Here is a 15,170-nt window from a genome sequence, read left to right on the forward strand (position 1 = left end):
GAGTCAGGAAGTGAGCTGCAAGTGGCAAATCAAAGGATTCATTTCATTGGCGGCGGACAGATGGCTGAAGCGATCATCCGGGCCAGTCTTGCGAATGGTACACTGACTGCCGGACAGATCAGTGTGGCGGATATTAACGAAGGACGTCTTCAGCTGTTGAAGAGCAAGTATAACGTAGACACGGAGAGTACACAGGAGCAAGCCCTCTCTCAAGCTGAGCTGATCGTTATTGCGGTTCGTCCGCAGGATGATCTGACAGCACTTGGACAGCTTATCCGGAAGTCCGCATCGCCTGCTGCGGTGATTGTATCGATTGTGGCAGGGGTAACGATTGCCCAATTGGGAGATTACTTCGGAGCGGAACGCCCGATTGTCCGGGTCATTCCGAATACATTAACCGATACAGGTTACGGATATAGCGGCGTTGCCCTGAATGCTGTTGCCTCTCGTAGCCAGGTAGAAGAATTCCTGCTCGGCTTCGGCAAGGTGCAGTATCTGGAGGAATCGTATATTGATATCTTCACCGGATTCGGCGTGGCCGGACCGAATTATATCTATTATTTCATTGAATCCTTCACGGATGCCGGTGTACTCGCCGGGCTGCCGCGGGAACAGGCCTGGAACGTAGCCCTGGAGAATATGCTGGGAGCGGTAGCGATGCTGCGGCAGACCGGATTACATCCACGACAGCTGCTGGATATCAACAACTCGCCCGGCGGTGTCGGTATGCACGGCTTGTACGAGCTGAACAACAGCGACTTCGCCGCAGGACTGCAGCGCAGTGTGCTGGCCGCCGTGAAGCGGACCACTGAGCTGGGAGTGAAGAAATAATGGCCGCACTGAAATGGGATCATCTGGTGCACTATGTGAATGATCTGGATCAGCCGGTGCAGCTCTTTGCTGATCACGGTCTGCTGGCTTTCCGGGGCGGCTCGCATACGGCTTGGGGCACCTATAACGCGTTGAGTTATTTCGGGCTAACCTATCTTGAGTTCCTTGGCATTGAGAACCTGGAGCTTGCACAAGCCACTAAGGACAATGTGGTTGTGCGGGATGCCGTTGCCGTTCTGCCGGAGCATGAAGTGTTAAGCAGAGTGGTGCTGCGGACGGATGATATTGAAGCAGTCGAGGCTGATCTGAAAGCTGCAGGCCTCTCGTTGTCGCCCATCATCGACGGCCGCCGCCTCGATAACAAAGGCCGGTTAATTGAGTGGCGGATGATGACCATTGACGGTGACTTCCAGGGACTGGTCTATCCGTTCATCATTCAGTGGAATCAGCGGGATGAAGCGCGGCTGGACAGCCTGAACACAGCCGGGATCAACCAGCCCCATCCTGCGGGCCAGGTGGAAATGGTGAGCGCGGTCTTCCGCGTTACAGATCCGGGCGCCGCCGCTAAGCATTGGAGCGGGCTGTTCGGTCTTCCGGTTACAGCGTCAGAAGACGGCAGCTTCAGCCTTAAGGCGGGCGGGCAGACCTTTGACTTCTTAGAAGGCGAAGAGAACCAGTTCAGCCAGGTTATTTTCAAGGCAGATTCATCTGCACTACAGGGAAAGACCATTCTTATAGGTGAAGGGGAATATGTCTTTAAGTAGACGGATGCCCTAAGTAGAGAATAGGCTTGCTGCCGCAGTTGCGGTGGCAGGCCTATTCTAGCTAATATTAGGAAGTAGAGGAGGGGAGCAGCAGCCGTGAGATATCTTACACAAGAGTGGTACGAGCTGTGCCAGCGGAGGGGACTTCATTTCGGCATGCGGGTACATAGAGGAGCAGCAGCGAAGGATGAAGCACTGTATACCAGGCTGTATGCAAGAAAAGAAAAAGCTTATTTGAAGCTGGAACGTGAAATCTACGATGTAGATCCCCGGTTTATGCTGGAGCATGACGGGGCAGAGCTGGTATCCGCAAGGGCACTATCCGGCAGCGGGGAGATTAAGGACGAGGATATCATAATCTATCGTATGCCGCCTGAAGAGAAGCTCCATATCGAGAAGCTGATTGCCGACTACGATGTGCGGCCGCCTTTTGACGTCACAGGCAGCAAGTACAAGTTCAAGGAGATTCACGGCTGGAGCTGTGAAGATCAGGCTCGACGGCTGTCAGGAGAGTTATATGAACAGATTGCCGATATACGGGTGTTCACACTGGGATATTGCACGAAGGAAGTGCTGCACCAGCTGAAGCGGGAGAGCAAGGCGAATGAAAGCCAAACAGGTGCGGTTATGAGTGAATACAGATCCGCGCAGCAGGCGGAAGCCATTCCTGATCATATTAAGGACAAATTTCATTTCCACGACTGTACAGTCACCGGGATTCATATTTCAGAAGATATGGTTATCCGGCTAGATACAGACGGGGGATTCACCCATCTGAATCAGATTACACTGCTTAAAGCTGAGATTCTGCGGCAGGATGCGCATGTACCAGGCAGCAGTTGGCTGTATGAAGAACTGTATGTTGTTAACGGCGGGTATGAGGTGCATGTGTTGTTGTCAGGGGCAGGAGGCATGCAGGAGCTGATTGTGCGGTGTAAGGATATTGTGCTGGAGGAGAGCTGAATAGATGAATCAGCAAGCAGGTCCGTGCGTATAGCCGCAGGGGCTTGTTTGTGCTAAGATTTGCCATATGGGATTTTTTGAGAATTGAAGGGGGACTAGGCATGGGAATGGGGAAGAAGATAATTCAAGCTATGGGTCTGGGCATGCTTATTATGGGTGCAGTGCACTCTCCGGGGGAAGCGGCAGCTGCTTCAGCTAAAGTGCAGAAGATCAGCCTGCCTGCAATCAAGGTATATCTGAACAACTCGCAGATTACCTCTTCTGTGGGGTATCCTTCCTTGGTGAATGGCACCGTGATGGTTCCGCTGGACGGCTTCTATGTCAGAGGAGGAGAGGTTACTTACGATAAAGGGAGACAAACAATCACTATAGTGAATGTGTTCACCAAAGGCAGCATCAAGGTTGGCAGCAAAAACGCAGTCGTAAACGGCAAGAAAGTTACTTATGCAGCAGCCCCTCAGCAGATTAACAAACAGCTCTATATCCCGCTGCGGTTCGTTAGTGATGCTATTGGAGGCGCTTTGAAATGGGATGCGGCCAGCCGGCAGGCGTTCATCAGTTATTCCGAATATACCGGTGAAGGCAGGACCCGTAAGGATGCCTATTTCCTGAACGGCGTAACCGGCACACTATACAAACGGGATGAGGCGGGTGTTGTTCACTCACTGGGAGCCACTACAGCGAAGCTTGATCCCTATTTTATTTCCGGTGCTCAGGTTACTCATGTGAGAATTTCCGACGAGGCGGATCTGGTGACGATTCAATACTCCTACGGCGAACCTTCAATTAATCTGGATATCATCCGTCTTTTTGTGAACAAAGGCGTCATTATGCGGCAAGCTAAAGTCCATTACTGGCAGTATGCTCCGCTGGAAGAGCTTAAGGTATACGAAGGCAATGCCGTAATGAATGACGGCCAGTCTTTCCGGTTAATTGCTCCCGATGGCTCCGTCAAGCAAACCTGGAACATTGCGAAGCTGGCAGGCACCCCTGATGTCAGTTATTCGATTGAAGCAATAGGGGAGAATTATGTGCTTGCCCGTTCCTCAGATGAAGGAATGCTGACATTAATCGATACCGGAGCGAACCGCGCAGTCCTGCTCTACAAGGAGTTCGGAATTAATCCTCTGGATATGGCGGGATTCAAGTACGATGGAATTAAACTCACCGGTACGGGCGGGGATCCTTCCGAGCTGGAGTTCGAATTCACAAGCGGGAAGAAGGAGAGTAAGACGTTTACTTATCGGCTGGGAACGGAGTAAATGAAGTATATCTAAATATCATATGAGGTTAAGTGCTGTTCATTTGCAATGTTTACTGAGACGGAGGCTTTCAACTTGGAAAATATCATCAGGGACCTATTCAACACCCATAATATTCTGGAAATAGCAGCAGGCCGCTACGGAATTCATAGGGATGAAATATCGGACATCGGCGGTTTTCAGAATTTTGTATATGAGTACCAGCAATACGGTAAAAGCTATATCTTAAGAATTACTCCGGGAATGCACCGGACACCCGAGCTGGTAAGTGCAGAACTGGAATGGATCAAGTATTTGGCGCGCAACGGGATTTCGGCTTCTGAGCCTATCCGCTCAATAAATCAGGCTTGGACCGAAGTGATCCGTACACCTGAGATGCCGTTTACTGCGGTCAGCTTCAATAAGGCTCCGGGGAGCAGGATCAACTATCCCGAATGCCTGAACGATAATGCAACCTATGAGCAGCTTGGTCAGCTCACCGGCAGAATGCACGCTCTCTCGAAACAGTATAAGGTGCAGAATCCTGCATTGCAGCGGCATCATTGGCATCATAATTATTTCCTCCAGAACATCGATATTCTGCCGGCCTCGCATCAGCGGGTCAGAGAATGTTATTACAGCATTGTGGATACGCTCCGCAAGCTGCCTAAGGATATAGATTCGTACGGTCTCATTCACAGTGATATGGGCTTCGGGAATTTCATGGTGAACGACCAGAGTGTGATTACTTTATTTGACTTCGATGAGGCGCAGTACAGCTGGTTCGTGGAGGATATTGCTATTCAGCTCTATTACCTGGTTTATGTATATGGAGGGGACACGGCTAGAGCAGACCGGGAAGAACAGGCTTTGCGGTTCATGCAGCATTTCATGAGCGGATACAGTAAAGAGAACATATTAGATAAGTATTGGCTGGAGCAGATTCCGCACTTTCTCAAGCTGCGGGAGCTGATTGTGTACATCGGGGCATTCCGGAACTTCGACGGTGACGAAACCTTCAGCAGTTCAGATAATGAGTGGTATAAGGACTGGATCAGAGATAGCAGAGGCCGGCTGGAGAATAACCTTCCGATTGTTAATGTGTGGTAGGTTGACATGTGCACACAAATGCATATAATGAAATCAGGCGGTGAGGATATGGGAATCAATCAGGACCCGGCGAAATGTAAAAAGTTAATCGAAGACAATATCGACATTGAATTTTACAGGGCGATATTCGATTCCGTGCGAAGCGAGCTGCTGATCTTCCTGGCTGCCAACGGAGAGATGACGATCGGGGAGATTGCCGAGCATTTCCCGCAGAACCGGTCCGTGATATCCCGCCATCTGGATTATATGAACCGGTACAAGATTGTCCAGCGCAGGAAGGAAGGCCGGGAAGTGTATTATACAGCCAACCGGGAGTTTATTGTCGATACGTTTACCGAGACAGCGAATAATATGAAAGCACTCATGAATCTGCTGCAGTAGAGTGCTTTTATTTTATACAATATGTGCATATGTGTGCACGGGTACATGAGAGGGGATAATGTTGTGGAACAATCGGTTAGAAAATGGTGGGTGCTGGTTACCGTCAGCTTAGCGGTCTTCATGGCGATGCTGGATATTACGATCGTGAATGTGGCTTTACCGGAGATTCAGAAGAATTTCGCCTCCGATTTCTCCAGTCTGCAGTGGGTTTTGAATGCTTATACGCTGGTGTATGCGGCGATGCTGCTGCCGGTCTCGAAACTAGGAGATATCATCGGACGCAAAAAAGTATTTCTGCTCGGATTAGCAGTCTTCGTGCTGGGTTCCCTGGCGAGCGGACTAGCGGGCAGCGACCTGTGGTTGAACATCTTCCGGGGATTCCAGGGGATCGGCGGGGCTGCAATGATGTCCTTGTCGCTGACGCTGGTTACATCTTCTTTTCCTGAGAGGCAAAGAGGGCTGGCCTTAGGCATCTGGAGCAGTGCGGTGGGGCTGGCGATTTCCGGCGGTCCGCTGATTGGCGGCGCGCTAGTGGATAGCTTGGGCTGGCGCTCCATTTTCCTGGTGAATATCCCGTTTGGTCTGCTGGCGATTGTGTTAGGCCTAATCTTTCTTCAGGAAAGTGACCGTAACCGTAACGGTAAAATCGATATTCCCGGATTTGTGCTAAGCACGGCACTTATTTTCACTACAATCTTCGCTCTGATCCAGAAAGAAATGCATGCTGATTATTCGTGGACGGACTGGCATATTGTAAGCCTGTTGGGATTAGCGGTGCTCTTCTTAATCGCCTTTATTCTAACAGAACGGAAAGTGAAGCAGCCGATGATCGAGCTGTCGATTTTCCGGAGTTGGTCGTTTAATGGGGCCAACATTGCGGCGTTTGTGCTGGGGGCCGGGCTGTATGGGGGGTTCACCTACCTGACCATTCTGATGCAGAATTTTATGGGCTACTCCGCTACCGAAACAGGTGTGAAAATGCTGCTGATCAGCGGCTTTACGCTGGTACTCGGTCCGCTCGCGGGCATCATCTCCGGTAAAATCGGCAACCGCTGGCTGATCAGCGGGGCGCTGCTGATTGGGGCGACCGGCATCCTTGTACTCCGGCAGATGATCGGGGTCCCGTTTGAGTGGAGCTACTTAATGCCCGGGTTCGTGCTGCTTGGCATCAGCAATGCGCTCGTCAATCCGCCAATCTCCAATGCGGCCATGAGCGCTGTAGACAAAAGGCAGGTAGGGATGGCCTCCGGCATCCTCAACGTATTCCGCCAGGTCGGGATTTCCTTTGGTGTAGTGATGCTGGGCATTCAGCTTAGCGAAGGCTATAACGGTTCACTGGATAAACCTATCCAGGCGATGGAGGATATCAGCCCCGAATTCAAAAATCAGCTGCTGGATGTATTCCATCAGGCTGGAGCTTTTGCCGGCTCGCAGATTTTCGAGAGTAAACAGGCAGCAGCATTCAAGGCAATGCCAGGCTTTGCGGACATGAAGAATATTGTGTACAGTGCCTTCAATGCAGGGATGAAAGAGGTAAGTTTGTTTATTGCTGTGTTTTTGGTTATTGGGGCGGTTGCGAGTGCTGCGATGATTTCAACAAGCAAACCGAAAAAAAAGCGAGAGGGGACAAAGCTTAGCTAACTGTTATTTAGCGGATGAAACGGATAGAAAAGAGGATTCGAGACGGATAAGCCGGAGCGTAGAGAGAGCCTACGTGCCGGCTTTTTCTATCTACAACATCTCTGAATAGAGTTTACAAAATATGGCATATGTGGTATCTTTGCTATGAAAGCGCATCCATGATCTGATAGGTTGAACGAATATTTACCATTTTATCATAGGGAGGAAGATACAAACGACAAAATAACTTAAGATGGCAAGCGTAATGCCGCTGGTTGCGAACAGGATAATCTTTCATTTCAGCGGAGTCAATAATGCAGTGAATATACAACCACCCTATAAACGGAGGTAATGGCATGTTAGTCCAAATGAAAAAAAGCGGAATCCACTGTCTAGCACTAGTATTACTGGCTTCAGTTGTCTTTGGCGGATGGAACGGGCGCGCAGCTGCGGCATCACCTATTACATCAGACTTCAGATCCTTGCAGGCCTCGCAGATCGTCAGCGAGATGGGAGCCGGATGGAATCTGGGCAATCAGCTTGAGGCATCGGTAAATGGTACACCCGGCGAGACAGCATGGGGGAACCCTACTGTAACTCCCGAACTAATCAAAAAGGTGAAAGCAGCAGGATTCAAAACAATTCGTATTCCGGTTTCCTATTTGAATTACATTGGAAGCGCTCCCGGATATACGGTCAATTCGGCATGGCTGGATCGTGTGAAAGCAGTTGTTGATTACGCCTATAATGAAGGCTTGTATGTGGTCATTAATATTCACGGGGATGGTTACAATTCCGTTCAGGGCGGATGGCTTTTAGTCAATGGCAGCAACCAGACTGTCATCAAACAGAAGTATCAGAAGGTATGGCAGCAGATTGCCGACAAATTTGTCAATTACGACGAGCGGCTTATCTTTGAGTCGATGAACGAAGTGTTTGACGGCAGCTATAGCAATCCGAATTCGGCATATTACGCCAACCTTAATGCGTACAATCAAATCTTCGTGGATACGGTCAGACAGACAAGCGGCAACAATAGCGCCAGATGGCTGCTGGTTCCGGGCTGGAACACGAATATCGACTACACGGCCGGCAATTACGGATTTGTGCTTCCTACCGATACCTACAGATCGACTACAATTCCTGCTTCGGAAAAAAGAATCATGATCTCCGCCCACTACTATTCCCCGTGGGATTTTGCGGGCGAGGAATCAGGGAACATTACACAGTGGGGAGCGTCAGCCACGAATCCTTCCAAAAAATCAACCTGGGGACAAGAGGATTATCTCATTTCGCAGCTCCAGTCCATGTACAATAAATTTGTTACCCAAGGCTACCCTGTAGTGATCGGAGAATTCGGTTCGATTGATAAATCCGCCTATGATTCAAGCAGTAACGTGTATCGTGCAGCTTATGCCAAAGCCGTAACGGCGGCAGCCAAGACCTACAAAGCGGTACCGATCTATTGGGATAACGGCTACAACGGCCAGCACGGGTTCGGTTTGTTCAACCGTACGAATAACACCGTAACCCAGCAAGGTATAATCAATGCAATTATGCAAGGCATGCAATAATCGGGCGGTTTAGCTGAAGGAAGCTCCTGTGGAAATCACAAGAGCTTCTTTGTGCTATAAATAATATTTTCGCCGGATAGTTCGGCTTCTTCACAGCAAATGTCTAATCAGCCAAGGCTTCAGTAGGGGCAGAACGGTGGCAGGCTGCATAGCTTTGGTGTGGTCCATATCTTGTCCCGCTACGACTTCTACATCCCACCCGAGCCCGGTTAATGCAGACTCATTTTGCTTGAGCGCGCCGATAATATCTACAGTTACATTGCCGAAGTTATCCCCATACACAATCGTATCCTTTTCTCCAGCAAAAGCGAGTCTTGGAAGTTCCAGCAGATGTTGAATCTCACGATCACGGAAATCCGTTAAGCTCTCATACATCGTAACAAACTGTTTCGTTTGAGCCGGGTTAATCTTCACCTGGATGTTATCCCAATCGATTGGATCCGGATCAGCAGGGATCTGTACATCGGTATCTGAGAGAGTCAAGTTGCTTAAAGCCTGCCGGTACGTATGGTTGGTTACGATCAGCATTTCCTGATAAGGGCCATCCATTGGCGGGAAACCGCCCATGATCAAAGCCTCCAGCCTGTCAGTGCGGATGGCTAATTGCAATCCAACCAAGGCCAGCCAAGAATAACCGTAGTAGCTGAACTTGCCGACGTTCATTTCATCCGCAATGGTCAGCAGGTCCTGGACAATGCTCTCCGGGGTAAGCTGGTCCGGGTTCGGATGCTTGAGCCGGTGGCCCTCGTAGTCGAAGTAAAGTGCCTGGAACGTATCGTTGAGGCCCTCGATGAAATGCTGGCCCAGTTCAGGATCTACTCCCCACATCCGCAGATTCTCCGCTTCTTGCCCGTTTACGGATGGTTTGGCAACAGGAAGCATAATGACCGGAGAACCGGGTTTTCCAATGAGACCCACCTGCAGCTCTGTTTCATCTGACAATTTAATAATCTTTTCCACTTCATCATCACTCCTGTGAACGTTATACCTCAATCTTATAACATTCATGCAAGCTTCCGGCTTACGGAACCCCGGTCCAGATAGATTGCGGGTTATGAGCGGGATATGTTATCGTAGCACTTAAAGGTTCTACTTGAAGGAGGGGAGAGCGGATGGAGACATATGCCCCAAACCAAATTGCAGATATCTTGCAGGTCAGCACCACAACACTTAGAAGATATGAAGAGCAAGGTCTCATTCCGGATGTACCGAGGACTCCAAGCAATTACCGTTACTATAGACCGTTACACCTGCAGTCGTTCACTGCCATCAGAGTATTATTACAAGGCTATGAGATCCCGGTTGTGTATGAAGCTATGAGATTGATGAAGCAAGGGAGCATGGAACAAGCCCTGTGGCTCTTGAATGAACAGCAATATCAGATTCAAATAGAGAAGCAGCGGGTGGAAGAGATTCTGACGATGATCCGAAGCACGGATTTCACCCGTTACCGCAATGTGCAATTGAAGGAACAGATGAATATAGGAGAAGCAGCCGCGATAGCAGGCGTGAACACTTCAGCGATCCGCCACTGGGAAGCCGAAGGACTCATCCGGTCAGTACGAAACCAGGACAATGGATTCAGAGTGTTCTCCCTGGCCGAGCTGCGCAAAATCCTGGTCATCAGCAGCTTGCGAAAAACCGTCTATTACTTCGACAACATGAAGAGCCTGCTTAATAATCTGGACACGCAGGATAATGAGCAGATCGAGCAGTCTTTTCAGCTGGCGCTGGAAAATCTGAATAAACGGCTTGTCATCCAGTTTAAGGGAATTGCGGAGGCGGTTAAGTATTTGGAGGTTTGGGGTGGGGAGAAGGAAGGGTAAGTGAGAGTTAGTATAGTTAAACGTAAAAAGAGCTCCTGTGATTGGCACAGGGGCTTGTTTGTGCTGTGAATGCTCTACTTAGCGGTATTGCGCTTGGGGTTATCTGTCTGCCCTAATAGGTAGTCGATGCTCACTTGATGAAAATTGGCTAATGTAATCAGAACAGCACTTGGAAGATCCAGATTACCATTTTCGTAGCGGGAATAAGTAGTCTGCGTAATATGTAGTAGCTCAGCCATTTGCTGTTGTGTCAGGTCTTTGTCTTCGCGCAGATTGCGGATTCTTGTGTACAAGGATATCACCTAAGCTCAGTTTACTTTATGCGAAAAATGCATATTGTTATTTATGCGTTTTTCGCATAAAATTTATACATAATAATACTATAGTCATTAAAAAGGAGGCCTGATGAAGATTATTCTGGAGGATTTCTACTATGAAAAGCTGCATCCCAATGAGCTAATTAAGCCAAATAATCCGGAAATTCTGGAACTAAGCCAAAAAGTCATGGAAGCATCACAGCAGCTTAAAAAGAACTTAACTGTACAGGAGTTTCAGAAAGTTGAGAAGTTTCTTGATTTGCAAACAGAGTTGAATGCATTGCAAGCTGCATTATCATTTATTCAGGGATATAAAATTGGGGCTTTGAAGATGATTGAAGTTTTTAGTGGAGAAAGTGAAGCTAAAGAATGAAATGAACAGTGGTTGAGTTAACCGGGGCGAAGGGATTTGCTTCGGTTTTTGTTGTTGAAAATGTAATTCAGATGGAGGAATTTAGTGCATTTAAAAGGACGAAAGGAAACCTTGTCGAATAATAAAAAGAAAATGATGAATGAGCATTAAAATAATGGATGGGATTAGGCATTAATTTTCGCACATATAATTTTTAGGTGAAGGAGTGTAACAATAGTGAAGAAAAAGTTAATGTTATCAGGTTTTCTTACTATTTTTTCAGTAGCATGTTTATCAATCACGGTCTATGCGGCCACTACAAGTTACTCTTTAAAGGTAAATGGGGCTGCAATTAAAGGAGAAGCAAAGGCCATTGACGGGGTAACCTATGTACCTTTGCGTACAGTTATTGAAGGAATGGGAGGCTCATATCACGTTATGCCTGATTCAAAGACAATCAGCATCTCGCGAGAAGACAATAGTATGTACGGTGGATACACCAAGGCCAATCCATTACCTTTCGGTTCAAAAGCATATTTTGAAATTAATGATAATTATGATAAGTACATAGGTTCAGTCACTATTGAAGATATGAGTACAGGAAAGGATGCATCGAAAATCCTTCAAGAGAAAACAGAGCCTGCTCCAAGTGGGTATACCTATGTTTTTGTAAAAGTGAATTTTGAAATCTTAGCATCTGAGAAGCCTGGAGCATCGCTAACAATAGACAATTATAGATTTCTATATATTGACCCGGCCACTCCGAAGGGAGTTCCCTCTTTTATGTTCCACAAATATTTGCCCAGCGTATCAAAAGGGGAATTCTTCAACGGCTGGGTTGGGTTTATAGTCCCGGAAGGTCCCCAGTCTGGATTGATTGTTTTATCAAGTTCTAATGACCGGCAGAATGCCTTGTGGATGGAAGTGGAGTGACATTGTAAGTTAATTTATAGTGGAAGGAAAATCTGAGAAGAATTAAAGCAGCTGTTACTCTAAAGAGAACACAAATCTCGCAGCAATGCATTTAGGAGATAGCCATAGTTAGATTGCTAAATTGCTGGGCCAGCCTGTCCATACTACCAAAGGAGATAGCCCCTGTGATTGTCACAAGGGCTTGTTTTGCTGCGGATACTTTAACTTTTTGGATAGGAATCCTTCTGATTCGTCCTGTTTAATAAATAATCTGTACTCGTCTGGTGGAATTCTGCCAGCTTAATCAGGATTGCCTTAGGGATATCTACATCAATTGCTAGAAAGCCTGGGTGGAATTTTCACTCCGGTTTTTGTTTGAAATGATAACAGCTACTTCGAAGATACGCTATGTGAGGTAAAACTATTATAGGTATAAAATCCTGATTAATAGGATGTAAAAGGAAACATGTGGTATAATTTCACTGTTAAAATAGACTTCATTTTACATATCAAACGTATCTCAACACGTAAGGAGAAATAATATGTCATTATTTAATAAATTCTTCGGACAAAAACGTACGATTCAAAGCTCGACATTCGCTAAGCTTAATGGCGGTCCATACGAAACTACAACGTTATAGAAGGGGGGGATATTATGAAAAAGGTACTTTCAGGAATTATGCTCATGTTTGCATTAGCGATGGCTTCTTCACCTGCTCATGCGGCAGCGAGGAATATTCAAATCAAGATTGACGATGTTGTGATTTCATCCGATGTGGCAGCCGAAATTAGAAACGGTCACACCATGGTACCTCTGCGGGTGATCAGTGAGAATTTAGGCGCAAGGGTCACTGGGACTAACTCGGAAATCATCCTGACGAGAAACAATATGCAAGTGAAATTGAAATTAAACAGCGGTAACGTAACGAAAAATGGAGAGTCTGTTTTTTTGGACGCAAAGCCGTATTTAAAGAATAACCGAACCATGGTTCCGCTTCGTTTTCTTTCAGAAACGTTTGGCTGCCAGGTGGGTTACAGCAATTCTACAGTGACGGTCAATTCTGAAGCTTTGGTTATTGATCAAGTCAAAATAAAAGCATTGCAGGAAGAATATCACATGATCATGGGCGGTGTAGTTCAGCAAATCGAAGGAAATGCATACATTACAGCCATTCATGATGTTATTACTGATAACTTGGGCAACAAGGTCGAAGCTCCTGAACATTATTCGTGGACCTCTAACATTGATATTCCGGGATCTTATTATAAAGAAAGACAATTCGATTTTCTGGACGCGAACGGTAAAAGCATCAAGCGTTATGACATTTACACTATAAACAGATCCTTTCCAGAGCAAATGTTAAAGCCCTATCCAGAAGGCTTAATACATGATGCGACCTCAGACCAATGGTATTTATTCAGCGAGGCAGCGAGAACGCTTATTTATCAAAACATGGATACCGCTACCAAGAACGGGTTCCTGAAAATAATCAGTAATACGATTGCATAGTGATGAATTCTTGAATAGCAAATAAGCTCTTGTGAGAATAACAAGAGCTTATTTGCTTCCGCTAAATTCAACACTTAATTAACGGCCGCTCCCATAAAACGTATGAATTAAGTTTAATAGGGATCTGTCGTACAGCATTTTTGCTGTTGCTTCGTTTTGAATATGTCCCCCTGAATACAGGTGAATAACACCATGCAGCGATGCCCAAACAAGATTAACAACAATAAAGGGGTCCTTCTCAGCAATATATCCCTGTTCAATGGCTGTTGAGATCATGTTGGTTAGTTGTTGCAATGCGGTTACCATTGCCTGTAAACTTTCCTCTTCCGGTTTGAATTCGCTAAAGGCCCCTCCAAACATGACCATATAATAGCTTGAATAATCCTTCGAGAAATCCCAATAGGCTTGCCCAAGGTCAAGAAAATATTGTTTGAGATCTGCTTGCAGGGGAACGGCCTGAAAGGCATCAGCTAACAATTTGCAGCCTTCCAAAAAAAGTTCTTTTGCCAGACCTTCCTTACTTCCGAACAGGTTATAAATTACTTTTGTGGGACATTCCATTATTTCAGCTACTCTGCGGATCGTTACAGCTTCAGGACCTGATTTCAGCATAATTGATGCAGCGGATTCAATAATGTTGCGTCTTAACAGTTCATTATGCTGAAGCTTGACCTTTGCGTAGGTTGTAACCTGATGTTTGTCAGCGGAAGGGATACCGGATGAATTTTGCATGTAATTTCACACCTTTAGAACTTTAGTTTTTTCTTGTTCAATATATTTTACAGGTATCTATTTAAATAAGCCAGCTGTTCAGAATGATTATGTTCTTTATTTGACAACGTAATTTCAATTAGATACAATGATTCGTATAGAAACACTGTTTCTGATGGGCAATCAAAAAGGAGAAGTGATTGAATGATAGCAATAAAAAACAAATGGACCCTGATAACAGGTGCTTCCTCGGGGATCGGTGAAGCATTTGCGCATGAGTTTGCAGCAAGAGGAAGCCACTTGATTTTAGTTGCCCGCTCGGAAACTAAGCTGATTGCTTTAGCAGAGAAACTACATATAAAACACGGTATTCAAGCACAGGTAATTGTTTCTGATCTATCTCAAAAAGGGTCTGCGGCGGAGCTCTACCAACAATGTGCTGGGCGTGATCTGAGGGTTGATATTCTAATTAATAATGCAGGCTTCGCGACCCATGGACTATTTGAACAGCTGTCAGGAGCAAGACAACATGATGAAGTGATGCTGAATGTAGCGGCGGTAGTAGATCTTACTCATTTATTTTTACCGGATATGTTGAAAAAGAAAAGCGGAATGGTTATTAATGTGGCATCCACTGCAGCATTTCAGCCTACTCCTAATATGGCGGTATATGGGGCTACAAAAGCATTCGTGTTATCATTTACAGAGGCGCTGTGGGAGGAAAACCGAAAACGCGGCGTACAATTTCTTGCATTATGTCCCGGCTCTACGGAGACTGAGTTTTTTAATATTGTGGGGGCGGAAGAGGCCTCTGTAGGTAAGCGGGATACTCCAGACAATGTTGTTCAGGTAGCAATTCGCGCGCTTCAAGCTAAAAAGGTATTTGCAATCCCAGGGGTGAAAAACTATATTTCAGCTCAAATGCCCCGCCTCTTCACAAGAAAACAAATGCTTTTTGTTGTTGGGAGAATGCTCCGGCCACGTCATTAACGCGTGAGACAATTATTATGAAACTTCTGCTAACATTCCAGCAGGAGTTTTTTTATTACAACCAAAAT

Annotated in this window: 16 protein-coding genes; 13 read left to right on the top strand and 3 right to left on the bottom strand. The window is 46.5% G+C overall.

The features are described from left to right. The first annotated feature begins 21 nt into the window (after positions 1–21). The 8 genes from proC to LOS79_RS05440 all read left to right on the top strand — a co-directional run bounded on the left by proC (position 22) and on the right by LOS79_RS05440 (position 8,484). Positions 22–831: a pyrroline-5-carboxylate reductase gene (gene proC / locus LOS79_RS05405; RefSeq protein ID WP_315416872.1), complete on the top strand. Its 810-nt coding sequence runs from the start codon at positions 22–24 to the stop codon at positions 829–831. Then, positions 831–1,595 carry a VOC family protein gene (locus LOS79_RS05410; RefSeq protein WP_315416874.1) on the top strand — a complete coding sequence of 255 codons (765 nt, stop codon included), beginning with the start codon at positions 831–833 and terminating at the stop codon, positions 1,593–1,595. Before proC ends, LOS79_RS05410 begins: the two co-directional genes overlap by 1 nt. Positions 1,596–1,691: 96 nt before the next feature. After that, entirely contained in the window at positions 1,692–2,558 is an 867-nt protein-coding gene (locus tag LOS79_RS05415) for a DUF4085 family protein (protein WP_315416875.1), read from the top strand. Between the two features lie 107 nt (positions 2,559–2,665). Further along, positions 2,666–3,820 carry a copper amine oxidase N-terminal domain-containing protein gene (locus LOS79_RS05420; RefSeq protein WP_315416877.1) on the top strand — a complete coding sequence of 385 codons (1,155 nt, stop codon included), beginning with the start codon at positions 2,666–2,668 and terminating at the stop codon, positions 3,818–3,820. 75 nt (positions 3,821–3,895) lie between these two features. Continuing rightward, positions 3,896–4,909, top strand: coding sequence for a phosphotransferase enzyme family protein (locus LOS79_RS05425; RefSeq protein WP_315416879.1), 1,014 nt, complete (start codon positions 3,896–3,898; stop codon positions 4,907–4,909). 48 nt (positions 4,910–4,957) lie between these two features. Continuing rightward, positions 4,958–5,290, top strand: a complete 333-nt coding sequence (locus LOS79_RS05430) for an ArsR/SmtB family transcription factor (protein ID WP_315416880.1) — start codon at positions 4,958–4,960, stop codon at positions 5,288–5,290. Between the two features lie 63 nt (positions 5,291–5,353). Beyond that, a complete protein-coding gene (locus tag LOS79_RS05435) occupies positions 5,354–6,931 on the top strand; it encodes an MFS transporter (protein WP_315416881.1) in 1,578 nt (525 codons plus the stop codon). A 335-nt stretch (positions 6,932–7,266) separates the two neighbouring features. Then, positions 7,267–8,484, top strand: a complete 1,218-nt coding sequence (locus LOS79_RS05440; protein ID WP_315416882.1) for a glycoside hydrolase family 5 protein — start codon at positions 7,267–7,269, stop codon at positions 8,482–8,484. A 90-nt stretch (positions 8,485–8,574) separates the two neighbouring features. Here the strand turns inward: LOS79_RS05440 and LOS79_RS05445 are convergent, their stop codons facing one another. After that, positions 8,575–9,444 (bottom strand): alpha/beta fold hydrolase, encoded by an 870-nt coding sequence (locus tag LOS79_RS05445; protein WP_315416883.1) that lies wholly within the window; start codon positions 9,442–9,444, stop codon positions 8,575–8,577. Between the two features lie 152 nt (positions 9,445–9,596). Between LOS79_RS05445 and LOS79_RS05450 the strand changes: the two genes are divergently transcribed. Continuing rightward, on the top strand, positions 9,597–10,310 hold the full coding sequence (locus tag LOS79_RS05450; RefSeq protein ID WP_315416884.1) for a MerR family DNA-binding transcriptional regulator: 714 nt from the start codon (positions 9,597–9,599) through the stop codon (positions 10,308–10,310). 74 nt (positions 10,311–10,384) lie between these two features. Here LOS79_RS05450 and LOS79_RS05455 read toward each other — a convergent pair whose 3' ends face one another. After that, positions 10,385–10,603 carry a helix-turn-helix domain-containing protein gene (locus LOS79_RS05455; RefSeq protein ID WP_315416885.1) on the bottom strand — a complete coding sequence of 73 codons (219 nt, stop codon included), beginning with the start codon at positions 10,601–10,603 and terminating at the stop codon, positions 10,385–10,387. A 112-nt stretch (positions 10,604–10,715) separates the two neighbouring features. On the opposite strand from LOS79_RS05455, the gene LOS79_RS05460 reads away from it, so the two are divergent. The 3 genes from LOS79_RS05460 to LOS79_RS05470 all read left to right on the top strand — a co-directional run bounded on the left by LOS79_RS05460 (position 10,716) and on the right by LOS79_RS05470 (position 13,401). Beyond that, positions 10,716–11,000 (top strand): DUF6809 family protein, encoded by a 285-nt coding sequence (locus LOS79_RS05460; protein ID WP_315416886.1) that lies wholly within the window; start codon positions 10,716–10,718, stop codon positions 10,998–11,000. Between the two features lie 216 nt (positions 11,001–11,216). Next, positions 11,217–11,912: a stalk domain-containing protein gene (locus LOS79_RS05465; RefSeq protein ID WP_315416887.1), complete on the top strand. Its 696-nt coding sequence runs from the start codon at positions 11,217–11,219 to the stop codon at positions 11,910–11,912. Positions 11,913–12,546: 634 nt separating this feature from the next. Continuing rightward, positions 12,547–13,401, top strand: a complete 855-nt coding sequence (locus tag LOS79_RS05470) for a stalk domain-containing protein (protein ID WP_315416888.1) — start codon at positions 12,547–12,549, stop codon at positions 13,399–13,401. Between the two features lie 78 nt (positions 13,402–13,479). Here the strand turns inward: LOS79_RS05470 and LOS79_RS05475 are convergent, their stop codons facing one another. Beyond that, positions 13,480–14,133 carry a TetR/AcrR family transcriptional regulator gene (locus tag LOS79_RS05475; protein WP_315416889.1) on the bottom strand — a complete coding sequence of 218 codons (654 nt, stop codon included), beginning with the start codon at positions 14,131–14,133 and terminating at the stop codon, positions 13,480–13,482. 183 nt (positions 14,134–14,316) lie between these two features. On the opposite strand from LOS79_RS05475, the gene LOS79_RS05480 reads away from it, so the two are divergent. Further along, a complete protein-coding gene (locus LOS79_RS05480) occupies positions 14,317–15,102 on the top strand; it encodes an SDR family NAD(P)-dependent oxidoreductase (protein ID WP_315416891.1) in 786 nt (261 codons plus the stop codon). The last annotated feature ends 68 nt before the right edge of the window (positions 15,103–15,170 follow it).

Source organism: Paenibacillus sp. MMS20-IR301 (genome assembly GCF_032302195.1).
Classification (GTDB): Bacteria; Bacillota; Bacilli; order Paenibacillales; family Paenibacillaceae; genus Paenibacillus_AQ.